Raw genomic sequence first — 26080 nt, 5'->3', positions numbered from 1 at the left:
TTTTATTCTTTTGTAGTCCTTTTCTCTATCATTTCTTCGAAAGGCTTTAGGAACTTGAAGAGTTCTAGGGGTAGTACAAATTTGGTTGAAGGCGAGGAAGCAATATCCTTGAGGGTTGTGAAGTACTGGAGCATCAGGGTTTTCTCGTCTATGAGTTTTGCCTGGTCATCTAGATACTTCAGTGCCAGCGCTGCTCCCTCAGCCCTAAGAATCGCTGCCTGTTTCTCTCCTTCAGCCTTAAGTATCATTGCTTCTTTTTCTCCCTGTGCCACCTTTATTGCGGCTTCCCGTTTTCCTTCCGCCTCTGTAACCATTGCTCTCCTGTTCCTCTCTGCGGACATCTGCTTGATCATTGCGTCTTGGACTTCTCTTGGCGGGAGTATTTCCCGTATTTCCACCGCAGTTACCTTCACGCCCCACCGGGCGGTCACTTCGTCTAGTTTTTCGCGTAGAACCTCGTTTATGTATTCTCTCTTGGCAAGTACTTGATCCAGCTCTATATCCCCAACGACGGCCCTGAGGGTAGTAGTAGCTATTCCTACTGCTGCACCGCGGAAGTCAGAAACCTCTACGACGCTCCTCTTTGGATCTATTACTTTAAAATAGATGAGGAAATCTATGTCTACTGGAGCATTGTCCCTTGTAATACATGTCTGCTTTGTTACTTCTATATATTGTTCCCTAAGGTCGACCGTTATGCCCTGCTCTATAAATGGGACGAGGAATACTAGTCCTGGCCCCGCTATCCTGACTACGCGTCCAAGCCTTAGTACGACGAGGCGCTGGTACTCTGGAACTATTCTTATATAGCTTGCAATTATCCATACAAAGACGAAGAGCAAAACGAAGAGGAGTATTAGTGTTACTGGGTCCATGGTTTTTCGTTTTTTAATCTAGCCACTTTAATATATCTTTTATTCTTTAGTGGGTTCTTTTCCTTGCCCGCCTAAGGGCTCTACTTTGAGTATGAGGTTTTCTATGCCTCTCACAATAACTCTGCTTCCCTGGGGGATGTCGGTATCCGATTCGGCTGTCCAGTCTTCTCCCTCGACATAAACTATTCCTCTTCCTCCCCTGGGAATAGCTGTTTTGGCATAGCCAACTTTTCCCATGAGTTTGTCTTGAAGCGTAGGCGTCTTCATTTTTAGTGTTTCGAGCGCTTTTGCGATTACGAATGCTAGCAGGATAACTATGAGTAAGAGACCGATAGAGACAATTGTTATGCTGGGGGAAAACATTGGGTAAGGTCTCGACAAGTATTCAAAAATTAGTGCAATGATTATTAGGGCTATTCCTGATACGCCCGCAAGCTGAATGCCCGGCTTCTTGAACTCGAGAAATACTAGGGCTATCCCCAGTATGCTGAGGACAAATGTGGTAATATTTATTCCCGTGACGTTGAAGGTATAAAGTGCAATGATTATGAAGGCTGCTCCAAGTATGCCCCAGCCCTGGAAGCCTGTCACCTTTAGCTCAAGGAAAATAAGTAAAACTCCTAGTAGCAGGAGCAGGATCGCGACTGCCGGATCCAGAATTATGGATAGAAAGTCGCTTACAACGTCTCCTGAAACATAGACTTTTTCTGCTGTCTGCAGGTTTTCCTTTGACAAAAGCTCCTCAATACTGTTAGCATTACCTTGGGTTATCCCTAGTGCAGAGGCCTCACTCTCTGTAAAGCTTTCTGCTCCCTTTACCAGTCGTTCAGCTATACCCCTTGAATCATTTACGCCCTTCTTGGACAGAAGACTTGAAACCCTGGCCACCATGTATTCAACAGTTTTTGGATCGTCTGGGTAAGGCTTTATGGAGCCGATAACTGAGCCTTTACCCATGTAGAGTTTGTCTGTAGCCATCGCTATTACTGCGGCTGCGGATGCGGCTTTCCCTCCTGGTGGAATCCAGGAGATTGTTTTTATATCCGATGAAACTAACAGGTTGATGATTTTATCCATTGAGTCCAGGTAGCCTCCATAGCTATCGATTACAAGGATAAGTATGCCTCCTTTTGCCGACTCAACGCCTCTCTTTACAAGGTAGTAGGTCCCCTCGTCTATCCTGCTTTTTAACTCAACTATAACGACTGTTTGCGGGTTTTCCCGGGAAAGAGTTATAAAAACTAGAATAAATGTAATTAGAATAAAGAGGAACAGCCGAAAACTTTTCTTCCTCATCTTGCCCAAATTAATTTATGCCTGTGTATAATTAAACTTTTACCTTGAGTGCTTGTAAAAAGCTAGAGGAGCTCTAATGCTATGGCCACTATGCTTACTACAGATGTCGCGATGATGTTTGTAACCTCGTTCGTGATATAGGTGTATCCAGATACATGAATTGTTTCGCTTCCGCACCCGTGGATCCTCTTATCTGTCAATGTGTTGCACTTTGGACAATAGTATTTTACCTGAAGTGTCGCACCAACTAGTGAATCGACGACTTCTCCCAGCCACCCCAATATGAATATCACGGAAAATATCTCGATCTTTGCTAGCGTTGGATGCTCAACCATACTTATAACCATGGCTACAGCGGCAGTCAGAAATGACCCCAAAAGAGAGCCAAAGGTGCCCAGCAACGTCACACCGCCGGACGTGCCCGCCTCTACGACCTGTGAAGGCCTCGTGATTAGTCTCGGCTTTGATTTGGAGAGGGAACCTATTTCTGCCGCCCATGTGTCTGCATTTGAGGAAGCTATAGCTACGTAGACTCCGACAAGTAACGCGTTACCTATGTTATGAGGGGAGAATACGTAGAGAACAGAGAACAGAGCTGCAACTCCACCTGCACCAATTACTTGTGCCAGGCTTCTGCCGCTTTCCTTCTCAGAGGCGCCTATGCTTCTCTTATATTCGAAGTTGAGCCTGGTTAGCATAGATGAAGAGAAAAAGAAGAAGAGCGAGGTAATAAAGACACCAACACCCGCCAAGAGGTAGACACCAGAAAAAAGTATGCTTAAAACTGCCGCCTTCTTCTCGAGGTAGGACTTCTTGTATGCATAGGCCCCGAGGGGTATGCCGATCAGTATACCGATCAGGAAACGTGAGACTTCTTCAATTATCACAAACCTTGATGAAGATTTGCTGGGTATAAATAGGTGTGTTAGTTACTAGTCTTTACACAGTCAACAATATCTCTACATATCAAGAGATTCTACTCAAGAACTAAAGAGATTTTTATAGCGACTCGAGAAGAACAAGGCTCTTGACAGCATGGAATGTATAGTCTAGTGCCGATGCTCCAAGCTCTCTTGAGCGTCTAAACCCGCCGTTAGCGTTCTGAAGACTTGTTACGTATTCGAGATGGCTTGAGACGTACTTGGGCCTAGACCCAAGTATTTCTAAGGAACGCAACGCGTAGTAGAGGTTTTCAATAAATGCGGTCTTCGAGCCCGGTGTAGAGCTAAATCCTCCATCTATATTTTCACATGCATAGATCCACTTAACGAGATTACTTGTCTCTGGTAAATGATCAACAGTCGAGAGAGCCTCAAGTGCCCAGTAGGCCACCTCTAAGGAGACCGGCGTACCTAAGCCACCATTGCTCAATGCATCTTTTAATAATGGGTATGCTTTTTCTTCCGCTTCTCCATCGAGGCCTCCCAGCTTGTGAAGTGCGAGAACAATCATCGACGTCCTAATTGGGACAGGTGTCAAGTCTGCTGAAGTCAAAGTAAAAGTTGCATCTTTAGATTTGAGAACGCCTGACTCATCTATCAGCTGTTCTGCCTCGAAACTTGGGAGAATATAATCCCCATTCATGTTTGAGGCTAACGCCTTCATTAGATACTCTGATGCGCCCCTAGGGTCTCTCGGAGAAGCACCAAGCAAAGATAAAGCCATTATCGAATAAAATGCAACTTCGACACTACTATAAGTCCCATCCTCGTGCTGTAGGTGCCTCAAAAATTCTACCGCCCTATCTCTACGGGGAGGCTCTACGCCCAAAGTCTCTAAGATCGAAAGAGCGTAGTAGGTATCCTCAGCCGAGGACTCAAACATGTCTAGGTACTGGAAGGACAGGTAGCCCCCATCACTGCCCTGCTTTGATAAAACGTATTTTATAACAGCGTCCAGGTTAATTCTGGTCAACGACTTAGTCAGCATATATAGCCACCTCCAACGACTTCTAAAGCCGCCGACTTAAAATAAGGCTCACTTAATATGCTTTGTTAAATCTCTCTTTTTGTGCTTTCTTCCCGCCAGAACAAGATTATTGGCGGAAGACCATGTAACATGAACATAGCCTCTGATAATATTGGAACTTCAAATAATCATTGCTTTGAGTGTTTTCCTTTAGGCTTGAGCTGGAACAGTGCTGACCAGCCGGATCCAACCAGTGCCTCGATGGCTTTCGTCCACGACTTTGCCTCGTTCTCGGTAATTGTTCCAATGTATCTGTAGTCGTGCTTTTCTATGTAGGAACGAAGCTCGCCCAAAAGACTGTTTAGTTTCTTTAGCTGTATTTCTTTCAGTTTCTGAGCGGTTGCTTCGGGGAGCCTTGAATATATCTCCATAAAGTGTTTGTAGCAGAGTATCGATTCTGGGTTACTTTCGTAACGGCTAAGCAAGTTTGTCGTATCTAGCTTAGAGACAAAAGAGGCAATGTAAGACTCCTCAGTTTTCTCGAGCTCAGAGCATATGTAACATTTCGTTGAAAGTGGAGTATCCGTATTTATGCTTTCTACAAATCTGCTTAACAAGTCTTCCACTATGATTGCGGGTCCCAAGCCTCCTATTAGGGGGTCTTGCTTAGCCATCTCTATGACTTTTTTATAGTGATACCCGCAAAGACCGTTTCCTTTGTTTATTTTTTCCCTTACGTATGGGTCATTTACGTGCTCGTATAGGATTATCCATATGAGGTTGTTTTCAGATTTTTCTAGCGTTCTGCAGATGGGGCATCCGCCCTTTGATATTGAGTCGACAAGTGCCAAGTAGATTACGTCTTTTTCGCTCGTCCTAGGCTTTTTGAGAAGCATTTTGTCACCTTTCACTTGTGTTATTTTGCTCTCTTCCCAGAATACTCTTGTATTTTTGAAGAGTCTCTTCGATGGACTGTATTACTTCTGCATCATTTATTTCGGGGGAGTTTTCCTCTTTCCTAGAGGCAAGAACATATTGATCCAGATAATATTTGACAGTTGCATGCATCTTGTCCAAATAATTATCCATGTTTTGATCCTTAATACCGTACCGTTGGAGTAAATGTTCAAGGGTACTTACGACGCTAGAAAGAGTCATAGCTAGTGACTTCATTTCCTCGTAGATGTCTCTAAGTTTAAGCCTGTAATAGATGTATGCCGATTCGACTTTGAGAAAATAGTATCTTCTGTCCCATACTTCCCTGTCATGTATGTATTTGTCATATTTTTTCTCCAGTTCCGAGTATTCGTAGCCTTTTTTTAGTAGTTCTATAACAGCTTCTTCAAAGCCGATGTTGTTGCTTATTGAATAATTCGTCACTAGCTGATGAATATCTTCGGGGATCTTCAAGCTGACCTTCTTCTCTTTCTGGTTCATTTTCTCGACTGCCCTATCTTTGGGTTCATAAAAAATGTTGTGCGTTCTTCGTTAATTTGCGACTGAGAGCATTAAAAGCTCTTGGTATTTGTTCTGATTGTTTCGTGAAACTGGCCACATAGATTATTGAAGATGGAGGCTATGGGCAATAAAACCAGGGAAAAGGTTTGAGTGGTGGTGGGCTAGAGCTCGAACTCTATTTTTTCGTAGCCGTAGACCTTTTCTCCCTCGTTGAGTCTAAGTATCAGAATGTTTGAGCCTATTATTTCTACGGTTCCGCTCATTTGGACGTCTGTTATTCTGCTTTTCAATGGAAAGTACCAGTATGCTGTTATCGGGTAGTCAGCGACAGTATTTTCATAGATATTTTCATAGTAGTTTTTTCCTTTGAGGGGTTTTCCCTTGAAGAAAATAAAATAGGTGATGAACGGTTCTTCTGGGACAGATTTGAACCCTATATCTACTCCAACGACTCTGGGGCGTACCCTTTCGCCGTTAAGTATGACTTCTTCCTCGTCCAGGAAGCCCTGCATGTTGGAAGCCAAGAGTTTAAGTTCTTTTTCGAGCTTTTCTTCGTCTTCTACGAGCTCGTGGTAGACGCCCTCGCTGTCAAAATAGTCAAAAACGATTGTTTGGTAGACTTCTAGCCTTCTCGTCACAACGAATATGCCTGTAGCGCTCATTGGCTCTAGTTCTCCCACATACACCTACGATGAAAAGGCTCTTTAAAGACCTTTCTGTCTAGGCATCTTTTTTCCTTGGGTCCTCTATTTGTTTAAAAAATTTTAGAAGAGATAAAAATATCTAATTTTTGTTTCAAGACTAATATTAGTAGTAAAAAATGATCAAAACTGCTGTCATGCTTGCTGGGGGTAAGGGGACACGCCTAAGACCATTAACCTATACGACTCCCAAGCCTCTTCTTCCCGTGGGAAACTTGCCCATTATGGATCACATATTGACCCTTCTCCATCTACATGGATTCAAGAAAGTAGTGATCGCGGTAAACTACCTTGCAGAAAAGATAATCAACCACCTAGTAGCTAAGTGGGTCGATACAGACCTAGAAATCGTTGCGCCACTTATTCATCCTGCAGACACGGCCGACGCAGTCAGGAAACTCTCAAACTACATAGACGAAGACTTCATTGTAACCATGGGGGACGTCATCACAAACATAAATCTCAGATCGTTCGCTGACCATCACGAGAAAAATGGTACACTCGCAAGTATCGCTCTGATAGAGGTCCCCTCTCTGAGAGACTTTGGCGCAGTCCTCGTCGACCAGAACGGCTACATTTATCATTTCCTCGAGAAGCCCGATCTTCAAGAAATGTATGTGACCTCTATTGCTTTCGCAATGCTGAGCACTAGGCGTGTAAATCTCTTTGCGAACCTTGCCAATAGCGGTTTCTACGCATTCAAACACGAAATACTAGAGATACTGGAAGAAAACCCGCATCTTATGGACTTCGGAAAACATGTGTTTCCCTGGCTACTGGAAAATGGATACAGGATATCGGGATGGTATGCCTCTGATGTCTACTGGGTTGACGTTGGGCGCCCCGCAACGTTCTTGAGGGCAAACTTTGACCTCTTGGATGGATACGCTGAGCCGCTGAAGCCCTATGGTAAGGCTGTTGATGGAAACTTCTTTGGAGAAAACGTTGAGCTCCGGCATGGGGCAACGATAATTCCGCCCGTCGCTTTGGGGGACAATGTAGAAATAGATGGGGGCGCAGTTATTGGTCCCTATGCTGTTGTAGGTAGCGACACATTTATAGGAAAGAAGACAAAAATCAGGAACTCCGTGATAATTGGTAAGACGACGATCCTTGAAAACGTCTTAGTTGAAAATAGTATTTTGGCAAAAAATATTTTAGTCGAAAATGATACTGTTATAAAGGAAAATAGCGTGATTGGAGATGGTGTCGTCATTAGGAGAGGTAGTGTTTTGGGCCCTGGAGCTACTGTCTACATCTCGCAGAGGTGAATATACATGAGAACTGGTCCATTCCCAATATATAACAATAGGATCTATGGCATAGCTAATTCCCAGCTTACACCGGAAAACATGGCCGAACTTGGAGCTGTTCTAGGAACAATCCTTGGAGAGGGGGCTCTCGTAGTCGCTGCCCGAGACCTTTATCCGCCCTCGAGAATGCTTAAGAGAGCCTTCACATCTGGACTAATGTCTACAGGAAACTCTGTAATTGATTTCCACTCTGCGACTCTTCCAGAGCTGGCTTTCGCAGTAAAGCGTTTTGGTGCAAAAGCAGGTGTCCACTTCTCTGTGGCCCCGCACATGGACTCGGCTATCCAGGTGAAAATAATTGATGCTGGAGGCGTTGAGCTGTCCTATGAGAAGCTTAGCGACCTTATTGAGATGTATGAAACAAGGCACATTGTTCGAAGCATCCCGAACAGGATTGGGTGGGTAAGTTATGCCGAGTACATTCACGACATATATGTTTCTTCGGCTAGCAGTTTTGTGGACTCTTCCCCAATTGTAGCCAAAGAGCCACTCGTTGTCACCGACCTAAACCACGGGCCGGCATCTGACGTGTTGCCCAGCTTCCTTGGCAGTATAGGTGCCAGGTTAGTCGCGATAAAGGCTGGGAGACCACCCTCTGCCCTCAAGCCTCGACAGCTCCCACCTGTCCGAGACATATTCATGCTACAGGATATAGTTAATGCTTCTCAGCCGGCCTTCGGAGCGGCTTTAAGCACTGACGCTTCACAGGTATTCATCATAGATGATAAGGGAAGATACGTAGATCCAGACAAGCTCGTCGCCGCAATTGCCTTAATGCTTCCCGAGGCTCACGCCTAGTAGTCACAGACTCTACAAACAGGCTTGTCGATCTAGCCGCTGAGAAAAATAGACTGTATCTTTTGAGGATAAAGGGGCAGGCAAGCGACGTTTCAAGGGGAATACGTAAAGTTAAGGCGAGCCTTGCGGCTACTGATTCAGGCGAGTTTATATTCTCACAGTTCTCGTTGTCCCCCGACGGAATGCTCTTTATAGGAAAACTTCTCGAAATACTCTCGACTGAGGAGGTAAAGCTTTCAAGCATACTAGATACCCTGCCAGAGATCCAAGAATACAGGCTTGATATAGACGTAGACGAAAATCAGGGCAGAAAGATAATCGACCATGTAGCCTCACTCTACACCGAGATAGTTGTCACACCTTTGTCGATAAAGTACCGCTCAAATGGTGTATGGGTAAAGCTAGAATACGACCCACAGAAATCCAGGCTAACAGTGTGCGGCGACGCAACGAATAAGGCGGCCATTGAGATAGTCAAGAAAGAGTACGAGAAGATAAACCAGCTTATTCAAAGCCTGAGCTAAAATGATATTTTTTGACTCTAAGAGAGTTGAGGAACTAGCCAGACTGCTCAGCCAGTCTGGCAATGATTTTTACGAATTCTTTATAGAGAGAGACCCACAATACACTGCCGTCAGAGAAATATTATCAAAAATGGGCTTCTCGGAGGGCGCCTTCTACATAGTTGGTGTAGCCATTGTAAGCTATATGCTTGCCACGAGGGGGGAAGATCACTGGATGACGGCCGCGAGCTATGCTTCAGGCGACCCAGACCAATCCTTGTTAAGCTTTGTAGAGTGCTCGGCCTCGCTTAGAAAATTTAGAACTGCAAGGATTAAACGTATCCAGAAATATATCCAAAACAAAGAGGAAATCATTGAAGCCTTTAAAGGTGAAGAAATAGACCTCGGAGAGTTCAGCTATAAACTTGCCGAGATTTTGGATGCAGATGTAAATGACAAAACGATTCTCTTTGCCTCTAAAATGCTTCTTTATACATGTCGGGCGGCAAATAAAGGCTTTAAAAACTTTGAAAAACTTCTAATCCCAGTCGACTATAGAGTTTCCCTTGTAACGCTTACTTCTGGCATAGCCAAGGGGTGGAGGTGCAACGAAAATCTAAGGAGCTTAGCTGGAGACCTAAGAAGTAGATATAAAAAAGAAGTCCAGGAGGCATGGAGACGGGTTGGAGAAGCTTCAGGAATACCTCCAATCCTATTAGACGCACCAATATGGCTTGTGGGAGGCTGTATTGATAAAGCAGAGTTTAACCCGCAGGAGATTTTGAGGTGTGTCCGAGAAAACTTGGCACCGAGTCCAAGCGTGTTAGAAGCCTTGAAGGAATTTTGGCGTGAACTTGACAATTGTAGAAACAATACGCGTCAATCCTTACTTTTCTTCGAGTAGATCGTAGTCTTCGGGCTCTAGGTAGAAATTATTTTTCCCCGTCTGCCAGTCCCGTATAATTATCCTTGCGGCTTCTTCAATTATTGGTTCGCCTCCCTTCTTTAAAAGCCCCCTTTTCTTTGCAAATTCCTCCAAGAACTGGTAGGGGTTATCCGACTCTATTCCGTACAGATCCTTTAAAAATGACGGCTTCTTTTTATAGATGAACTCGATAAGCTTCACTGCGGCTGGTACAGGGTCTTCTAGGGCCTCTGGCCTAAGTGCGCCCCGGAGGGCGAGCTCCTCCGCGGAAAGCCGTGGGACTATGCCGGGTGTATCGTAGACCCGTAACCATTTTGAGACCCTTAGCCTTGTCGTAGTCTTGGTGTAACCTGGGATTGGCGATGTACCCACGCTGTGAGACCCCTTGAGATAATTTATTAAGGTGGACTTCCCGACGTTTGGAATCCCTACCACGGCTACGAGTACTGGTTTGTTCTTGCTTTTCTTGGGGGCATGATTTCGTAGGATTTTCCACAGGTTTCTTGTTCCCAGCCTTTTGGCTACTGAAATAAATATAACTGGATGTCTTTTTCCTAGAACTTTTTTCCATTTGGCGAGAACTTCCTTTGGGACGAGATCGCTTTTATTTATAACGAGTATAATCGGCTTTCCAAGCTTCTCTGCGTATCTCTCTACTTCTATGCTTCTAGTCCCCCATGGGTCGCGTGCATCTACAACCTCTAGGACTAGGTCTACCTTCTTTATGAGCCGCTTAACCTGAGATAAGCTCATGTGAAGAAAAGAAAAAACATTGATTTATGGATTTTCCCTTTATATCATTTTGACTTTTTCTAGTGGTCTAATCTTTAAGACTTCCTTGTTTACTAGGGCTGGGGGCATTTCACCTTTTAGAACTGCAATGAGGTTTCTAGCCGCAAGTTCTGCCATTCTTTGTCTAGCCTCGATGGTTGCGCTTGCAATGTGTGGAGCAAGAACAACATTGTCAAATTTTGTCAAAGGATGAGTTGGAGGCAGAGGCTCCTGCTCAAACACGTCTAGTGCGGCTCCAGCGATCCATCCTTCCCTTAATGCTTTTACGAGGGCTTCTGTATCTACTACGGGTCCTCTAGCTGTATTTATAAGGTAGGCTGTCTTCTTCATTTTCTTCAATTTCTCTTCATTTATCAAGTGGTATGTATCCTTTGTCAGTGGAACATGTATTGACACGATGTCGGACTCGCTGAGAACTGTGTCTATGTCTGCGAACTGCATGTTTGGAAGTACTGTTTCTACGTCCCAGCGTCTCTCAAGGTCATAATACAGTATTTTCACCTCGAAACTAGAGAGTCTCTTAGCAGTGGCTACGCCTATCCTTCCGAGCCCTATGAGTCCAATTGTTTTTCCTTTAAGCTCTGGACCTGTCAGGAAATATGGGTTCCAGGGCTTGTCCCATTGTCCGCTCCTAATTATTTTGTCTGCCTCTACTATTCTCCTTGTAACAGCCAGGATTAGCCCTACTGTGAATTCTGCAACAGCATCAGTGAGGACGCCTGGAGTGTGCGTCACGTAGATCCCTCTCTTGGTGGCTTCTGGAATATCTATGTGGTCGAAGCCGACGGAATACGTGCTTATGACTTTAAGATTGGGGGCGGCATCCATTACTTCTGCGTCTATTTTGTCTGTCAAGAGGCATAAGAGGGCATCCTTGTCGCGAATCTTTTTGATAAGCTCTTCGCGGGACGGTGGATATTCTTTTGACTCGTGGAGCTCAATTTCACAGCATTCTCGAAGCATTGAGAGGCCTGGCTCTGGTATAATTCTTGTTACGTATACTTTTGGTTTTGGCACGAAATAATAATTATCTGGGAAAAGTATAATTGTTTTGCTATAAGTTAAAAATAAGAAAGATAATTTATAAACGAGTTATCTTTAGTACTTAAAGTCTCCAGGGTTAGGCCAGACCTGTGGAACTACTCCTGGAGGATAAGTTTTGTGTAGCCACTCGATGAACTCCGTTATTCTCTGGATCGCTGTTTCTACAACGACCTCTCCCTTTTCTCTGCTAGCCTTACTTGGGAAACCAACGCTTCCCTTCGGGTAATAGTGGATCTCCATGTAGGCGCTTATATCGTACCAGCCGAAGGGTCTTCCATAGACGTTTCCAGCCTTGTCTGCCCATTTGTCAGGGATTACTCCTACCATTTTTTCTGCGTCGCTTTCCTTTAGCTTTGCTGGGTCGACTAGTTTGGGTGCAACGTACCAGAGAACACTTGCCTCGAGTTCGTCGGCGTGTATGAATGGTGTCTCTAGGACAAGTCCTGGTTTGAGTTCTGTTCCCTGCCTTAGTATGTCTCTTACCCAGGCCCACCAGCTTGTAACTAAGATGAGGGCTTTTACTCCTTCCTCAATTATTGCCTTGTCCTTGACTATTGGTAAAACATATTCCTGACCGTGGCTGTTAAAGAGAATGATTTTTTTGAATCCTGCGTTGCTTAGCCATTTAACTACGCTTGTGACGTAATCGATATAAGCTTCTTTCTTAACGGGGATAGTTCCTGGCATGCCGTAGTGGTGCGATGGGTGCGAGCCATAGAATATCGGAGGGGCTACAGTTATCCCAGTCTCAAATGCTATACGTTCAGCAATGTAGGAACCGATGATTGTGTCCTCTCCGGTGGCTTGACCTAAACCATGTGATTCTGTTGATCCACATGGGACAAGTATAATGTCGTTCTTTTTTACTCTCTCAAGCAATTCAGCCATAGTCATTTGGTCTAGGTAGATTTTTTCGCCAAACTTGTTGTAATAGGGCTTTGAGAAACGTGCTTCGTATTCAACCATCCTTATCACCTATTTTATGCCATTGTCATATTTATTTGTTACGGCTTTATCGTTATCTTTCCATCTATCCTCTGGTGTGCACGTTCAAAAGCCTTGTAGACGTCGTCTAGGCTGAATCGAGAAGTAATTATCTGTGTCATATCTATCCTGCCAGCGGCCATAAGCCTTATCACGTTGCCGAAGTTCCCGAAGCCGCTGTGCCCCTGGCTACCAAATATTTGACCGCGTCTCACCTGGAAAACTTCGAGGTAAATTGGCACTTCTTGCGGGGCACGGCCAATCTGGATAATTTTGCCATTTATTGCCAGGCTTTTCTGCATGTGGGGAACTGTACGGTGTGGTGCACCCGCGGCCTCTATGTGGACGTCTGCTCCTTGCCCGTCAGTTATCTCCATGATTTTCTCCCATGGCTCTGTGCCATTCTTAGAGAGGTCAACTGGGTTAAACACGTAGTCGGCTCCAACTTTCTTTGCAAGTTCACGTCTTTCTGGGCTGACCTCGAAGGCTATAATTTTCCCGGCTCCCCCGGCCTTGGAAAGAGCAATAGCTGCTAGGCCTATTGGCCCAGCTCCCCAGACAACAACGTATGCTCCTGGTTTGAAGCCGCCGGCTCTCGTGAATATAGCGTGATAGGCGACGCTTGTTGGCTCTACCAGGCTTCCGGCTTCGAAGGCTTTTTCTTCGCTACCATACCTGTCTACTAAAGAATCTATTTTCCATGCATACTTTGCTTTTACAACAACAAAGTCAGCCATTGCGCCGTCGTGGGTGAAGCCGAGTTCACCAAATTCTAGGTCTGCCGGGTCATTTAGCCGTATGCAGTGGTTAAAGTCGACGCTTCTGCACGCGTCGCATTCACCGCACCAGAACATTTCTTCGCTTGTCACCATGTCTCCTGGCTTGTAGTTTTTCACGTTTGTCCCGACCTTTTCTACTACGCCGCTGAATTCATGTCCTATGACTACCGGGAATCTTGTGAGACCTGGGTAAATAATGTAGCCATCGTTGTCTGTCTCGAGGAAGTGGATATCACTCCCACATATGCCTACAGCTTTTACTCTTATAAGTATCTCGTCTGGCTTTGGCTCTGGGACTGGGTAGTCAGTCCTCAGTACGAGTTTTGGATTTTTCCATACTTTTGCACCTTCCCTTACCTTTCTCGTCCGAATTTCATCCTGTGATATTTTGTAGCCTGGGCGTGGAGCAAATTCTGCTGTTACTAAAGCAGCTCTCATTGTTGTCATTTTCTTTCGCCGTCTATGTCTGTCTAATAACTCTTAATATTTGATTCGGAAAATGTTTAAAAAAGGGAACTATAAAGGATATAATAACTCAATAATAACAATCCTTATTAAGATAGGTAACCACCTTAGAACATCATGCCGTCTAAACCAAAATTATCCATGGTTATTGCATACGCTAGGGCACGTTTCGAAGCAGTCGCCAAGGTGGATCCTGAGCCTGCTGTACGTCTTTTGAGCGAGCTGGGATATGATGGGGTAGAAATTTCTGTCCTTGAGCCAGAGGAAGTAGGAGAACTATCAAAAATAGTTAAAGATCATGGGCTAGAAATTCCCGCAGTTGGGACGGGGCTTAACTACCTACATTTTGGGCTTAGTCTCACTTCACCTGACGAAAGCCTTAGGACGAGAGCCAGAGAAAAAATAGGAAAAATAATCGACGCCGCTTCACGTAGCGATATCAAGGGCGTAATCATAGGGCTAATCAGGGGAAAAGGCGAAGAGTGGGAACAAATCGACCAACCAATTAACCTCCTGCTAGAAGAAATGAAAAAAATTGCCGAAGAAGCCTCCAAAAAGAATGTACTCGTGTACCTCGAGCCACTCAACAGGTATGAATCAAAGCTTATCAACCGAGTAGAGGAAGGATTAAGGTTCCTAGAAGAGCTGGGAGCAGACAACGTCTACTTGTTGCTAGACACCTTCCACATGAATATAGAGGAAAGAAGCATAGAAGAAGCAATAAGGCTTGCCGGGGAAAAAATTGGGCACTTTCATGTAGCTGACAGCAACAGGCTTGCGCCCGGAATGGGCCACCTAGACTTTGTTAGAATCCTGGGGGCATTGAGAGACACTGGTTACATGGGATACGTATCAGCCGAAATACAGACAAAGCCAGATTTTGAGGCTGCCGCGAAGATCACTATATCGACTCTGAGAAGAGCATTAGAGGTGCTAGAGTAATCTTAATTAAACATTCTTTATTCTTATGAATGATTATAGATGGTTGAAATAGTCTTTTTGGGAACCGCTGGAAGCACTTTTTTCGGGGACAATTTTACTCCCTCGATCCTTGTAGACAACATTCTGCTTGACTGTCCCTCACCCTGCCCATACACTCTTTCCAGGCTAGGCTGGCTGGATAAAATCCAGTTAATTTTGCTGACACATGTACACCCGGATCATTCTCTCGGTGTTTTAGAGCTTTTGTGGCACTTATGGATAGAGGGTAAAGGAAGACGCATCCAGGTAATTGGTCCTACAGGAACCCATAAATTCTTTGAAAATCTTCTAAGAGAAATTCATCCATCCAAGTATCAAGACATACTTTCACACGGTGTTTTCTTCGAGGCGGAGCCCTCCACAAAAATTGGTAATATCAGCTTTTACCGTGCAAAACACACAGTTAAAGCCCTAGCCGCTAGACTGGACTTCCGAGACGCTTCAGTATGTTACACGGGGGACACCTCTCCCACTCGTGAACTCGAAGAGGGCTTCCGGGACTGCGACCTCCTAATACATGAGGCAACTTACCCTCCAGGCATGGAGGAAGAAGCAGAAAAAGACGGCCACTCAACACCTATACAAGCGGCGAATACTGCTAGAAAAGTCAACGCAAAGTATCTGGCGCTGATACATTTGCCGTATGCTAGGCTTGGTCCTCAAATCGAAGAAACATACCTTTCTTCGGCAAAGAAGATTTTTAGCAACACGTTTATCCCTAAACCCATGGATAAATTTATCCTGGAAGGTGGAAATCTTGGATATAAAAGTTAGAAAAATCGAGCCAGGAGACCTTTTCTACATCGCTGAGATCGAGGAAAAAGTATTCGGCCTAGACGCGTTCCCATTCTACTACCTGTTTGAACTCTACGAGAAGTGCCGAGACTTTTTTCTGGTGGCAGACTACAAGGGACTAACGATCGGATATATCGTCTCCTGCATCGAGAACCAGAGCCTACATATACACAGCGTGGCAGTTATTGAGGGATTCAGAGGAAAGGGTATCGGAAGAATGCTTCTCGAAGAAACTATAAAACTAGCCAAAAGCATGGGAATCGAAAAGATCCTTTTAGAGGTCAGCACCCAGAACACTGTAGCTATAGCGCTCTATGAAAAATTCGGCTTCAAGAGGGTAGGTATGAGAACAAACTACTATGCAGATGGTTCCGACGCGTACATCTACATGCTTGACTTAAAGGAAAACAATTCACAACACGTGCGCTAATACGCCTTGGCCACATATACTATTTGTCTTGCAGGTGCTCCGCACCAGGCACACTTGCCGTAGTCTCCCTCCTTGAAATCTATCTCGGTCCCCCTTATCTTTCCACCGTCTGTGGCCTCCTTCAGGTCGTTTGCACATTCCTCCCGTCCACAGAACGGCATCTTAACTATTTTTCCGCTTCTTAGGGCTTCCTTCACCTCTTGCCTGCTTGTAGCATTTACGATTCTGCTTTCAAAGAAGTTCTTTGCCCTATTTTTGAGTTCTTCTAAGATGGCTCCCTCGAGGTATTTAATATGTTCTAGGAGTTTTTCGTCTGGGACTTTCTCCTTTCGCAACAGGTCGCGCCTAAAAACAGTCACGGTGTTTGTTTCAACCTCTTTGACCCCTACTTCGAGACGTATTGGTACTCCTTTAAGTTCCCATTCGTTGAACTTGTATCCTGGCGTGTACTCTTCGCGCGCGTCTACTTGAACCCTGTAGCCGGCTCCTTTTAAGAGTTCTTCTAGACGTCTGCATTTCCCCAAGACTTTTTCTTTGTCTGCATCTTTGTAATATATCGGGATGATTATTACCTGAACTGGTGCAACTTCTACTGGCAGAACAAGTCCCTTGTCGTCTCCATGGATACTAATGAGGGCTGCAGCTATTCTCCATACTCCTGGACCATAACAGGTCTGCCAAACATATTTTCTCTGGCCATCTTTGTCAAGGAAAGTGACATTAAAGGGTTTTGCAAATCTCTGACCCAGGTCATGCGTTGAACTAATCTGGAGAACTCTTCCATCCGGCATAATGGTGTCCGCGGCGTAGGTGTCCTCTGCGCCGCCAAACTTGTCCCAAGGCGGACGTCTAAGGAACAAGAACGGTATACCAAGCTTCTCCCAGATCACCTTCCTGGAATTCTCCATGTCCTCCCGTATCTGTTGCAAAGCCTCTTCGTGCGTCGCGAAGGCGTCATGGGCTTCGATCCAGAGAAACTCGCGTCCACGCATTAGTGGACGTGTATTCTTCTCGTACCTGTACACGCTTACACTTTGATAGAGTTTTAGAGGTAGGTCTCTCCAGCTCTGAATCCAATAGGAATACATGTAGTAAAAGGCCGTCTCACTTGTAGGTCTTAGAGCGAGTTTGCGGTCAAGCTTCTCGCTTCCATCCCCCACCTCAGTTATCCAGAAAACCTCGGCCCTAAAGCCCTCTACATGCTCCTTTTCTTTTTCGAAGTTCTCCTCTGGTATAACGAGTGGGAAGAGAACCGGCTCATGACCAGTCTTCTCTAGCTCCTCCTCGAACATACGGTAAATCGCCCTGATTATCCTCATGAGCCACGGCCTGTGAACAATGAAGCCTTGCACGTTGTAACGCAGGTCTACTAGGCCGGCCTTTATAAGTACCTGGGAGTACCACTCTGAAAAGTTCTCACTCTTTTTAACGGTTATTCCCTGCTCACTCATATGGTTTCATTCATGAAAGTACCCAAAAATAAATTTCGCGCATCGGAGCCCACATTAGAACAATTTATCCACTCAACCGGCACAAGAGCACGAAAACTATTTAAAATCTCTAGTATTCTAAACATAAAACGGGGGCCGGTCGTCTAGTGGGAGGATGTCCGCTTGGCATGCGGGTGGTCCCGGGTTCGAATCCCGGCCGGTCCACCATTCTGGTTCCACTGTATGCCTTACGTAAACGTTTTATTTTACACGTTTCCATGTATCATGTATGGCTAAAACTTCATTCATATTTGTGTTGCATTTCCACCAGCCCATTGGGCAGTATAGGTTTGTTCTTGAACGTGTCCAGCGTAACAGCTACGAGTTGCTTCTTCGGATTTTAAAGGAATATCGGGACCTACATTTGACCCTTCATTTTAGCGGCCCTCTTTTGATGTATTGGGAAAAGTATTTTCCTGAATATTTGAGCGAAATGCGCGAATTAATCAAGAACAGCAACTTCGAGGTGTTGGGGGGGACTTTTTCTGAGAGCATACTGGCTATCCTCCCATGGGAGGACAGGGCCCGACAGCTTAGGGAAGGAGTTAAGCTAGTCGAAAAAAGCCTAGGTGTCACTCCTAGGGGTCTCTGGCTACCCGAGAGGGTTTGGGACCCTACGCTTCCTCCTTTCCTGAGAGACGCAGGCTATAGATACGTGATTGTTGACGATGAGGTTGGCTATAGGTCTGGGCTTTGGAGAGATGATGCCCACCGGGCAGTGCTCACAGAGTACGGCGGCAAATCCATCGGTGTGTTTTTTATCGATGGGCCTATAAGGTATATTCTCCCCTGGAAGCCACACGGAGAAGTCTACAACTATCTTCGTAACTATGCCACGGACAATGGGTCCCTGTATGTGTTGTGGGGTAGCGACGCTGAAAAGTTCGGCGAGTGGTGGGACCCCTATGCCGCGGAGCAGTGGCTGAGGATCTTTTTCTCGTCACTGCGAAGCGACCCGAGTGTGGAGCTAATTACCCCAAGCGAGTATATCAAGAGACATGGCTTTAGCGGTCTCGCCTATCTGGCTCCGGGTAGCTATGACAAGATGATGGAATGGAGTGGGGGGTATTTTCCAAACTTCCTTAGAAAGTACAGGGAAGTCAACAACATGCACAAGAAGATGCTGTATGTCAGAGAGAAACTAGCCTCGCTGGGCGCATCTGAATCAGCTTGGAGGGAATACATGCTTGGACAGTGCAACGACGCCTATTGGCACGGGCTATTTGGCGGAGTCTATATCCCACTACTAAGGCAAGAGGTTTACAGCCACCTTATCCGTGCAGAGCGCATAGCAGAGGAAGAGTCCAGCTATTATTTCGGAACATCCTCTATAATAAAGAGCTTTGACTTTGACATGGATGGGAAAGACGAGATAATCATCGAGTCTAAAGAAACAAACGTATACATCAAGCCGAGTGATGGCGGCTCCGTATTTGAGCTAGACGTTAAGACGCCTGGCGCCGAGCACAATCTGGTATCAACCATGTCGCGTTACCCGGAGCCATATCTACAAGGAGAAAAAAGCCTAACCCCTGACTGGTATAGACGTGTATCCTTCAGGGAACACATATGGCGCAGGGATGCAAATGTCTATGACTGGATAAATAATAGGCCCTTCATCGACACGAGTGACTTTGCATTGGGGGAGTACGTTGTCGAAGGTGTGGGGGACGGCAAAATTGTTCTCTCTTATACTGGTCGGGACTGGAGCGATAGACGGAGCCCAGCTAGGATCCACTTGGTAAAGGTCTATGAGCTTGTAAATGAGGGTAAAGGCCTCAGGGTTGCATATAGATGGAGAAATCTTGAAAAAAGATTTATCGAGCTAAAACTCTCAGTGGAACTCCACCTGTTGCCTAGGCTTTCACCCGATAGCCAGGAAGAGCCCCTGTTCGTAGTTGATGACAACTACAGCCAGAAGGCCACTGAATATTTCTCTTCTCCATGGTCTAGGAAAGTAGACTTTAAGACCTCCGCGGGACATCTAAGTGTAGCCTCGACCAAACACGCAGAAGTATGGGTGGCACCAATACTTACATGGTTCAGGACAGAGAAGGGTCTGAAGAGCGAGTTCCAGGGCGCAGGGATAAGCTTTAACTATACTGTCGCGCTGAATCCAGGCGAAATCTTTGAGACCGAGGTGCTACTGGCTTGGCAGTGAACGGAAAATCCGTACTAATGGTTACGTTCGAGGCTACTCCCTTCGTAAAGGTAGGCGGCTTGGCAGAGGTTCCAAGCAACCTTGCAAGGTATCTCTCAAGTCTAGGGTGGAGAAGCCTTGTTGCTCTGCCCTCACATGCGCCGACTGGTTCCCGTGGCGAAAAAATAATTGATTCGTTTACTACTCCAATGGGAGAAGTCTTCGTCGGAATAGGGACATGGTACAATGTCACATTTCTACTTTTCTCCGGCTCTGTCTTGAGCAACTCGGCAGTGTATTCAGAAGACGTCATGGAGAGCAAGGTTAAGCTTTTCGCCACTTCTCTATCCATTTTCTTGTCGAGGGCAGATGAGTTGCTAGGCGGATTCCCAAATATTATTCACTTCCACGACTGGCACAGCGTCTATTCGCTCATAAAGTTGAAGCATGATTTTCCCTCCGGGAAATGGTACTCTGCTTTCCATATACATCTACTTGTGAAGAGAAGAATCAAGCCCGAGATTTTTCCAGAGCTTGGAGTCCCACTAGACTGGGTACACGAAATACGTATAGATGGAAGAAAAGAGACATATACCCTTGAAGAAGCCCTCGCGCGCTCAAACTTTATCGCCGAGAAGGTGGGGGCCTACGAGGCTGACAGATTAATCACAGTGAGCAAGGCATACCTACATGACGAGGTTTTACCTTTTCTGGGACACGGCTTCTCTGAAAAATCACGCGTTATCTATAACGCGACCGACTGGACGTTTGAAAATGCAAAAGCAGAAGTCCTTCGGGAACATGGAAATAATATTATCGATTTTTCTGGAGAGACAAATCTCAACAGGCGGCTGGATCTTAGAAAATACTTTCTACTGAGGGGGATAGCATCGCTTAGAAGTGAAGAGCCAGTGATTCCAGACGAGAGGATAAAAAAGATTATTCAAGACATTTCGCTGCCTCCTCTCCGTGAAAATGGAAAGCCGGAGCCATTTCTCTTTGACGGTCCCTTGGCGATAACAACAGGTAGACTGGCTAGACAGAAGGGCTTTGACTTGATGGTTGAGGCTGTCCCGCGTGTGCTTAGAGAGCTCGGAAACGCAAAGTTCGTGTTTCTAGTTTTGCCTGTGTGGGGAGGAGAAGATTATATTTATCAGCTAGCTGATCTCCAGAGGAGCTATCCAGAAAATGTACGCGTGATATATGGAGTTGCGCCTTCAATCTACAAGCTGGCGCACCTAGCGTCAGACGTGTTTTTCGCCCCCTCGAGGTGGGAACCCTTTGGGATAATGGCGCTCGAAGCCATGGCTACTGGTAACCCACTTGTAGCGTCTCGCACTGGTGGCCTAAAAGAAATTGTCCTAGACGTAAATGATCATGGAGACAAAGGCACAGGGCTACTTGTTCCTCCGGGCGACCCATATGAGTTAGGCGAGGCCTTGAGAGACATGCTGGCGTTCATGGAGGCTTCAAATACCGGTAACTTGGGGTGGTATTTAAAGAAGATTGGCAACGAGAAGCTTGTTAGGTTGCTAGAGGAATACCCGGACGCTGGCGAGATTTTGAGGAAGAACTGTATAGAAAGGGTAGAAAAATACTTTAGTTGGAGCGCGTCTGCAGCGACAGCGTCAGCTATATACGGTGAGCTTCTAAAGGGTTGAAAGTAAGCTTTGGAGGGCTTGCTTCACGTTTTCTATTTTCTTTTTGAGTTCCTCGTTTTCACGTCTCAGTTTTTCGATTTCTTCGCCTCCCGGTATCAGGAACTCTAGCTTGCCGCCTTTTTTAACGAGTAATTCGTATGTTTCTTTGACTATTTTGCCTGCCTCAGTTTTCCCAGTCAGGTGGTTTCTGATTGTTGCCTCGGTTCTGCCGAGCTCCTCTGCTATCTTTGTGACTGGCATGCCGGCTCTCTCCCTAGCTAGCGCCCCGGAGGCTATGATCAAAGAATCTAGCCAGGTTATCTTGTCCTCTGCGTTCCTTATTTTCTCTAATACGTCTTGCCTCATTAACGTGCCAAAAATGAGTGCAAGTTCTAGTTTCCTGGTGTCTTCTTTACCTAAGGGCTTCAGGGGTACCTCCATTTTACTCACCACTATACATTGTTCCTCTCAGCTTTATTACCCTATCGCTATAGACAACTATGCCCTTGTCCGTTATGTCGAAGGGCCGCCTCTTCATGTCGTGCTTTGTCCCCCTCATCTTCCAGACAATTAGAGACCTCACTAGTTCGCCGTTTACCTCGTCGAGATCTAGCCTTACTATTCCGTCGGCCGCGTGTTCTACGCCTGGCCCGCCGAAGCCTCTCTCAGTGACGCTGACCTGAGACACTAGAATTGATGTTGCCCCCAGACCCGAGAGAACCCTTTTAAGTTGCATCATTACTGACCTGGCCACAGCTGGCTTACTCATGTAGAGCGTCGAAACAGAGTCTATGACCACTCTTTCCGCCTTCACGTCTTTGATCGCCGTTTTAACTACATCTATCAATTCTCCAACATCGTCTATGCTCGTCACCACGTATTTTTCTCTTTTGGCAGCTTCCCCAATACCACCAGTAAAGGCATCAACTATTGCAAATTGCCCGCTGTCCTCGTACTTCTTTATGTCCCAGCCGAAGTGAGCCATGTTTCGTCTTACTTGGACAGGGTGTTCTTCAAGTGCTACTAGTACGCCGGGCTCCCCCTGCTGCAAGCCGTAGTACAGGTATTGCTGACCAAATATGGACTTGCCTGTGCCGGGGCCTCCTGAGAGTAAAACAATGTTTCTCTTTGGGATACCTCCAAAAAGAAGATCATCAAACCCTGGAATTCCAGTTTTAACTTTTTCAATTACACTCATGTTTATGCACCAAATAAAATAGGCTTTTTGGCTATAAATTATTTTCCATTGATGATAGACAAAAGCGTTGATATGGCTACGGCGACGTTTTGTATCCGGTATTTCTTCTCGTAGTATGCCTCGTAAAGTGCTCTCTCGACCATCCATGGGAAAACAAGTTCTAATGCTTCGGCCGGTGAAGTCGTAGGGGTAAGTCTCTTAGACAGCGTTCTTAGATACTCTTCCACTATCTTTTCAAGGACCTCTTGTGCCCACTCGTTTAGTTGTTTTGCTGGCCTTTCTCTTTCTTGAAATACTTTGACTGTATCTTCTAGAGATAACCCATAATAGTCCTTAACAGCATAGAAAGAGATGTAAGAAGCTCCCCTAGCGATGCTGGCAATGTCGCGTAGGGCTGGCTCTAGGACTGTGTTGTATTCAGGTGGCCTGCCTGGCTCGCCCTCAAAATCTACGATGTAGATTTTTCCTGTTGGCTTGTATATCATCTGTGAGAAATGCAAGTCCTGGTGTATCCTTATCTTATATGTATCCAAAAACGTTTCAAATCTCTTGGAATATTTTTGCAGAGAAAGGTTAAGTATTTCAAGCCAAGTGGAAGGTATGACCCCCGCAATTTCGTTCAAGTAATGCTTCATCCTCGCTCTCCAAACGCTAATGTCTTGTGTATCAATATATGACGGCTTGCACCATTCTTCCATGCATTCCAACATGGCGTTATGAAAAATGGAGACGGCTTTTCCTATGCTTTTCAAAATGTTCCAGTCTAAACCCGTAATTGATTGTGCTGCGAGAGTTTCTTTTGCAGAGCTGTAGAGGGGTGCTCCAGGGTCAATACCCCCCTCGATATATTCAACTAATATGCCTAGTGGGACACCACCAGCGCTGTAGCTTGCAACCAGCCTCGGAGCGACGTTGTAGTGGCTGAGGTATCTCAAGAAGAGGACTTCTGGATTGTCTCGCCTGTAGAGCCTATACCCCTTAAGCAATAGCTTCCCATTTTTTGCACTGTATAAAACGTGGGGATTCGTTGCGTCTTCAGCGACGGAACCCTCAAATACGAGGCTTTCTGGATCAAGTTCCTCATAATTGATTAGCTCTAGGGATGTTTTTCCAGATAACACTTCTCTGAGAAAAACTGGAATGTATTCGGCCTCGCAGAAGGTAGACCCGTCAATTTTTACCATCTGTTTTTCGCGGCAACCGAAACTCGTTATGGGCAAAATGTACTGGGTTTCCCCGTCAGTAGCGATTACAACCCCGATGGTGTCGCAGACTTTTTTCCACAATAAAATATCGAGGCTTGTTGTATTCCCGCCACGTACCCATCTTTTTGGAGACACAAGTACAAGTTTGCCTAGTGTTTCTCCTTCGTCAATTTGTCGCGTAATTTGTTAATCACCTCTTCTAGTGTGCCCCCTTCAATAGATGACACGTTTTCAGGCATCTTTGCCACCTGCGTGGGGGTTTTTACCCCGAGGATAAGGTGATTGAAAGCTCCGTCCAGTGCCGCTCCCAAAGCATTGAGGACTTCTCTCCTGGCCTCTTCAACGTTTCCCTCCCTTGGGAAAATGTTATAGACTAGCATTTTTTCGCCTTTTCTTTCAGCCAAGAGTGTAGCATTTTTCGGGATGCCGCTCACTCCTTTGATTTCGGATGCCGGGGTAACGGTCCACCCATATGCCGCGAGAACCTCGCCTACTCTCTTACTGAATGTTTGTGCATAGAGGTCTGAAGCTATCTTCTTGTCAACCTTGTACCTGTAAACCTGCCTATAGACTAATGTGTTTTCATCCGCCTTTGCCCCGCATGCCACACATTCCAATAGAGGCTTTGGATATGCGAATGTAGTTCCACAGTCTCTGCATCTCCAGTTTACGCCTATCTTTACCCAGTCTTGCCCCTCCTTAAGCAATTCTTGTTTACACTTTGGGCAAAAAATTCTGCCCTTAGAATCCCTAGGGGCTTCCTCGAGCACGCCTATGTAGCCACATGTAACATGGCTGAAGAGAGTGTTCCTGGTAACGTTTAGGGATCCACAGTTTGGACACTTTAGACGTAGCCGGAAAGTTGAAGAGCCACATTTCGGACAGAAAACAAGCATGTCAACTGGGTAAGGCTTGAGCAGTCCTCTCTTTACGCTTTCATCTATGAGGACGTCCAGCGCTATTCCATGCTTCTCTGCGATGGCCCTTACAGGGTTTTGGCTACCATTTTTTGGGTTAATTTCTACCTCATCTAGATTGTTTTCAACTAGGTAGGTTACCAAAGAGCGAAGCGCCTGGGCTATGTTACGTAGACTTTCAAGGCTAGCTGTGTCCCTGCTTTGCACATTGCCCGCCCTTTATATCACTTCTAATAAAAAATGTGTAACAATTTGTATTAAATTTAACTGATACTATAGATGTGAATGTTCACACAATGAGCTTCTCTGTATGTAATCATGATATGTAGTGCTTGTTTACATTATATTCGAGCTTGGATAATCCTGTCACGATTTTGATTTGCTTTCAATCTTTAACCAGGATAACTTTGTTTCTTCCCTTCCCAGCGATTCTACAGTTATCTTTACAGGAACCTCGCCTGCAACTTTAGGGCGGATTGGAACCTCGATGACCGCCTCACCAGACACATCTATAGCGCCCGGATCCAGCCATTCGACGTCTCCCTCAATTAAAACATGTACCACGCCTCTACCCCTAATCTTTACAATTAATTTGCCCCACGCTTCCTCTTTTAGGCCGGAACTTTTTACCTCGACAATGCTAATTTCGGAGTGCCTGGTAACGGCTCCTCTCTCAACGAGCTTTCTAACAATCTCAATGCAGTTCTTCTCGCGTGCTAGATCTATAGGTGTTTTCCCATCTTTATTAGTGATGTGTAGAGATGCACCACCTTCTAACAGTAGCCAGACCATATCAAGATAACAGTTGCTGGATGCCCAGTGTAGAGGCGTACACCCGTTATCTTCTCTTATATTTGGGTCTGCACCATTATCTATCAAAACTTTGGCTACAGCTATACAGTTATTATGGGCAGAGTAGTGTAGAGGCGTCATGCCATAATTATTGGTTATGTTGACATTTGCACCACCACTGACAAGTAGCTCTGCGATCTCAGCAAGACAAAGTCTTGCAGAATAATGTAAGGGTGTTTCCCCCAGCAGATTTTTTGTATTAACATTTGCCCCATGCTTTATTAATATCTCAGCAATATCCTTTCTGTTGTAAATAACGGCATAGTGTAGTGGCGTGAAGCCCTCCTTGTCCCTTAAATCAGTCTTGATGCCTTTGGATAAAAACTCCTTGACTTTTTCGGCGTCGCCTTTCTTTACGGCTTCAAATAATTCCTCATCTAGATTCATTACTTAATTCAAGGTTTTCACATATAGAAACAGAAAAACATTTCTGTAAAAAGTTAGAAAAATCACCTTTTTTCTATAGATTTATTTGTAAAAAACCTATTCAAGAGGATTTTATCAAATGAGATATTTACGACATCTTATACATTAGATATTTTTACAGAGTTAAAGTACACTTGCATATCTAGGCGCCAGTAATAAATATTA

General features: G+C 45.3%; 26 protein-coding genes and 1 tRNA gene. 10 read left to right on the top strand and 17 right to left on the bottom strand.

Annotated features, from left to right (window positions below; all coding sequences use genetic code 11):
* Positions 1-2: 2 nt before the first annotated feature.
* The 7 genes from N186_RS05535 to N186_RS05505 all read right to left on the bottom strand — a co-directional run bounded on the left by N186_RS05535 (position 3) and on the right by N186_RS05505 (position 6217).
* A complete protein-coding gene (locus N186_RS05535; RefSeq protein WP_020962789.1) occupies positions 3-875 on the bottom strand; it encodes an SPFH domain-containing protein in 873 nt (290 codons plus the stop codon).
* Positions 876-914: 39 nt separating this feature from the next.
* Positions 915-2171, bottom strand: a complete 1257-nt coding sequence (locus N186_RS05530; protein ID WP_020962788.1) for an NfeD family protein — start codon at positions 2169-2171, stop codon at positions 915-917.
* 62 nt (positions 2172-2233) lie between these two features.
* Positions 2234-3058 carry a DUF92 domain-containing protein gene (locus tag N186_RS05525; protein WP_020962787.1) on the bottom strand — a complete coding sequence of 275 codons (825 nt, stop codon included), beginning with the start codon at positions 3056-3058 and terminating at the stop codon, positions 2234-2236.
* 112 nt (positions 3059-3170) lie between these two features.
* Entirely contained in the window at positions 3171-4100 is a 930-nt protein-coding gene (locus N186_RS05520; RefSeq protein WP_148682095.1) for a prenyltransferase/squalene oxidase repeat-containing protein, read from the bottom strand.
* A 167-nt stretch (positions 4101-4267) separates the two neighbouring features.
* Positions 4268-4975 (bottom strand): DUF6062 family protein, encoded by a 708-nt coding sequence (locus N186_RS05515; protein ID WP_148682094.1) that lies wholly within the window; start codon positions 4973-4975, stop codon positions 4268-4270.
* Positions 4976-4979: 4 nt separating this feature from the next.
* Positions 4980-5516: a hypothetical protein gene (locus tag N186_RS05510; protein WP_020962784.1), complete on the bottom strand. Its 537-nt coding sequence runs from the start codon at positions 5514-5516 to the stop codon at positions 4980-4982.
* Between the two features lie 182 nt (positions 5517-5698).
* Positions 5699-6217, bottom strand: coding sequence for a hypothetical protein (locus N186_RS05505; RefSeq protein WP_020962783.1), 519 nt, complete (start codon positions 6215-6217; stop codon positions 5699-5701).
* A 140-nt stretch (positions 6218-6357) separates the two neighbouring features.
* On the opposite strand from N186_RS05505, the gene N186_RS05500 reads away from it, so the two are divergent.
* From N186_RS05500 to N186_RS05485, 4 genes are read left to right on the top strand one after another with little or no spacing between them, the layout of a single operon-like run.
* Positions 6358-7509 carry a nucleotidyltransferase family protein gene (locus N186_RS05500; protein WP_020962782.1) on the top strand — a complete coding sequence of 384 codons (1152 nt, stop codon included), beginning with the start codon at positions 6358-6360 and terminating at the stop codon, positions 7507-7509.
* Positions 7510-7515: 6 nt separating this feature from the next.
* Complete coding sequence (locus tag N186_RS05495) at positions 7516-8349, top strand: phosphohexomutase domain-containing protein (RefSeq protein ID WP_020962781.1); 834 nt, start codon at positions 7516-7518, stop codon at positions 8347-8349.
* Positions 8286-8873 (top strand): phosphohexomutase domain-containing protein, encoded by a 588-nt coding sequence (locus N186_RS05490; protein ID WP_148682093.1) that lies wholly within the window; start codon positions 8286-8288, stop codon positions 8871-8873. The genes N186_RS05495 and N186_RS05490 overlap by 64 nt, the downstream gene beginning before the upstream one ends.
* A gap of 1 nt (position 8874) precedes the next feature.
* Positions 8875-9756 (top strand): N-glycosylase/DNA lyase, encoded by an 882-nt coding sequence (locus N186_RS05485; RefSeq protein ID WP_020962779.1) that lies wholly within the window; start codon positions 8875-8877, stop codon positions 9754-9756.
* Here N186_RS05485 and N186_RS05480 read toward each other — a convergent pair.
* The 4 genes from N186_RS05480 to iolM form a co-directional block, all read right to left on the bottom strand.
* On the bottom strand, positions 9739-10530 hold the full coding sequence (locus N186_RS05480; protein WP_020962778.1) for a GTPase: 792 nt from the start codon (positions 10528-10530) through the stop codon (positions 9739-9741). The two genes, N186_RS05485 and N186_RS05480, sit on opposite strands and share 18 nt — an antisense overlap.
* A 39-nt stretch (positions 10531-10569) precedes the next feature.
* Complete coding sequence (gyaR, locus tag N186_RS05475; RefSeq protein ID WP_420804547.1) at positions 10570-11532, bottom strand: glyoxylate reductase; 963 nt, start codon at positions 11530-11532, stop codon at positions 10570-10572.
* Positions 11533-11667: 135 nt separating this feature from the next.
* On the bottom strand, positions 11668-12579 hold the full coding sequence (iolN, locus tag N186_RS05470) for a 3-dehydro-scyllo-inosose hydrolase (RefSeq protein WP_020962776.1): 912 nt from the start codon (positions 12577-12579) through the stop codon (positions 11668-11670).
* 38 nt (positions 12580-12617) lie between these two features.
* Positions 12618-13823 (bottom strand): scyllo-inosose 3-dehydrogenase, encoded by a 1206-nt coding sequence (gene iolM, locus N186_RS05465; RefSeq protein ID WP_020962775.1) that lies wholly within the window; start codon positions 13821-13823, stop codon positions 12618-12620.
* A 135-nt stretch (positions 13824-13958) separates the two neighbouring features.
* Between iolM and N186_RS05460 the strand changes: the two genes are divergently transcribed.
* The 3 genes from N186_RS05460 to rimI are packed head-to-tail and all read left to right on the top strand — an operon-like array spanning position 13959 to position 16047.
* Positions 13959-14783, top strand: coding sequence for a sugar phosphate isomerase/epimerase family protein (locus N186_RS05460; protein ID WP_052885530.1), 825 nt, complete (start codon positions 13959-13961; stop codon positions 14781-14783).
* Between the two features lie 39 nt (positions 14784-14822).
* A complete protein-coding gene (locus N186_RS05455; protein WP_020962773.1) occupies positions 14823-15596 on the top strand; it encodes an MBL fold metallo-hydrolase in 774 nt (257 codons plus the stop codon).
* The gene (rimI, locus tag N186_RS05450) at positions 15580-16047 is read left to right on the top strand and encodes a ribosomal protein S18-alanine N-acetyltransferase (RefSeq protein WP_187147001.1); all 468 of its coding nucleotides are present in this window, start codon (positions 15580-15582) and stop codon (positions 16045-16047) included. Before N186_RS05455 ends, rimI begins: the two co-directional genes overlap by 17 nt.
* On the opposite strand, the gene proS is transcribed toward rimI, so the two are convergent.
* Positions 16044-17498, bottom strand: coding sequence for a proline--tRNA ligase (gene proS / locus N186_RS05445; protein ID WP_020962771.1), 1455 nt, complete (start codon positions 17496-17498; stop codon positions 16044-16046). The two genes, rimI and proS, sit on opposite strands and share 4 nt — an antisense overlap.
* 132 nt (positions 17499-17630) lie before the next feature.
* Here proS and N186_RS05440 point away from each other — a divergent pair.
* The 3 genes from N186_RS05440 to N186_RS05430 all read left to right on the top strand — a co-directional run bounded on the left by N186_RS05440 (position 17631) and on the right by N186_RS05430 (position 21338).
* Positions 17631-17705 (top strand) — tRNA-Ala (locus N186_RS05440).
* Positions 17706-17766: 61 nt separating this feature from the next.
* Positions 17767-19698, top strand: a complete 1932-nt coding sequence (locus N186_RS05435) for an alpha-amylase/4-alpha-glucanotransferase domain-containing protein (RefSeq protein WP_020962770.1) — start codon at positions 17767-17769, stop codon at positions 19696-19698.
* Complete coding sequence (locus N186_RS05430) at positions 19695-21338, top strand: glycogen synthase (protein ID WP_020962769.1); 1644 nt, start codon at positions 19695-19697, stop codon at positions 21336-21338. The genes N186_RS05435 and N186_RS05430 overlap by 4 nt, the downstream gene beginning before the upstream one ends.
* Here the strand turns inward: N186_RS05430 and N186_RS05425 are convergent.
* The 5 genes from N186_RS05425 to N186_RS05405 all read right to left on the bottom strand — a co-directional run bounded on the left by N186_RS05425 (position 21327) and on the right by N186_RS05405 (position 25876).
* Entirely contained in the window at positions 21327-21758 is a 432-nt protein-coding gene (locus tag N186_RS05425; RefSeq protein ID WP_020962768.1) for a transcriptional regulator, read from the bottom strand. The genes N186_RS05430 and N186_RS05425 overlap by 12 nt on opposite strands.
* 1 nt (position 21759) lies before the next feature.
* Positions 21760-22515 (bottom strand): KaiC domain-containing protein, encoded by a 756-nt coding sequence (locus N186_RS05420; protein ID WP_020962767.1) that lies wholly within the window; start codon positions 22513-22515, stop codon positions 21760-21762.
* Between the two features lie 38 nt (positions 22516-22553).
* On the bottom strand, positions 22554-23855 hold the full coding sequence (locus N186_RS05415) for a hypothetical protein (RefSeq protein WP_148682090.1): 1302 nt from the start codon (positions 23853-23855) through the stop codon (positions 22554-22556).
* Positions 23856-23869: 14 nt separating this feature from the next.
* On the bottom strand, positions 23870-24844 hold the full coding sequence (locus tag N186_RS05410; RefSeq protein ID WP_020962765.1) for a TackOD1 domain-containing metal-binding protein: 975 nt from the start codon (positions 24842-24844) through the stop codon (positions 23870-23872).
* A gap of 159 nt (positions 24845-25003) precedes the next feature.
* The gene (locus N186_RS05405) at positions 25004-25876 is read right to left on the bottom strand and encodes an ankyrin repeat domain-containing protein (protein WP_020962764.1); all 873 of its coding nucleotides are present in this window, start codon (positions 25874-25876) and stop codon (positions 25004-25006) included.
* Between the last annotated feature and the right edge of the window lie 204 nt (positions 25877-26080).

The organism is Thermofilum adornatum (assembly GCF_000446015.1).
Lineage (GTDB): Archaea > Thermoproteota > Thermoprotei > Thermofilales > Thermofilaceae > Thermofilum > Thermofilum adornatum.
This window is presented reverse-complemented; position numbering and strand designations above follow the sequence as displayed.

Coding starts and splice junctions, on each gene's coding strand:
- proS (WP_020962771.1), bottom strand. CDS start 17,498: ATGAGTGAGCAGGGAATAACCGTTAAAAAGAGTGAGAACTTTTCAGAG.
- N186_RS05510 (WP_020962784.1), bottom strand. CDS start 5,516: ATGAACCAGAAAGAGAAGAAGGTCAGCTTGAAGATCCCCGAAGATATT.
- N186_RS05425 (WP_020962768.1), bottom strand. CDS start 21,758: ATGGAGGTACCCCTGAAGCCCTTAGGTAAAGAAGACACCAGGAAACTA.
- N186_RS05460 (WP_052885530.1), top strand. CDS start 13,959: ATGCCGTCTAAACCAAAATTATCCATGGTTATTGCATACGCTAGGGCA.
- iolN (WP_020962776.1), bottom strand. CDS start 12,579: ATGGTTGAATACGAAGCACGTTTCTCAAAGCCCTATTACAACAAGTTT.
- gyaR (WP_420804547.1), bottom strand. CDS start 11,532: ATGCTTCGAGAATGCTGTGAAATTGAGCTCCACGAGTCAAAAGAATAT.
- iolM (WP_020962775.1), bottom strand. CDS start 13,823: ATGACAACAATGAGAGCTGCTTTAGTAACAGCAGAATTTGCTCCACGC.
- N186_RS05485 (WP_020962779.1), top strand. CDS start 8,875: ATGATATTTTTTGACTCTAAGAGAGTTGAGGAACTAGCCAGACTGCTC.
- N186_RS05535 (WP_020962789.1), bottom strand. CDS start 875: ATGGACCCAGTAACACTAATACTCCTCTTCGTTTTGCTCTTCGTCTTT.
- N186_RS05520 (WP_148682095.1), bottom strand. CDS start 4,100: ATGCTGACTAAGTCGTTGACCAGAATTAACCTGGACGCTGTTATAAAA.
- N186_RS05405 (WP_020962764.1), bottom strand. CDS start 25,876: ATGAATCTAGATGAGGAATTATTTGAAGCCGTAAAGAAAGGCGACGCC.
- N186_RS05530 (WP_020962788.1), bottom strand. CDS start 2,171: ATGAGGAAGAAAAGTTTTCGGCTGTTCCTCTTTATTCTAATTACATTT.
- N186_RS05420 (WP_020962767.1), bottom strand. CDS start 22,515: ATGAGTGTAATTGAAAAAGTTAAAACTGGAATTCCAGGGTTTGATGAT.
- N186_RS05480 (WP_020962778.1), bottom strand. CDS start 10,530: ATGAGCTTATCTCAGGTTAAGCGGCTCATAAAGAAGGTAGACCTAGTC.
- N186_RS05495 (WP_020962781.1), top strand. CDS start 7,516: ATGAGAACTGGTCCATTCCCAATATATAACAATAGGATCTATGGCATA.
- N186_RS05435 (WP_020962770.1), top strand. CDS start 17,767: ATGGCTAAAACTTCATTCATATTTGTGTTGCATTTCCACCAGCCCATT.
- N186_RS05455 (WP_020962773.1), top strand. CDS start 14,823: ATGGTTGAAATAGTCTTTTTGGGAACCGCTGGAAGCACTTTTTTCGGG.
- N186_RS05500 (WP_020962782.1), top strand. CDS start 6,358: ATGATCAAAACTGCTGTCATGCTTGCTGGGGGTAAGGGGACACGCCTA.
- N186_RS05515 (WP_148682094.1), bottom strand. CDS start 4,975: ATGCTTCTCAAAAAGCCTAGGACGAGCGAAAAAGACGTAATCTACTTG.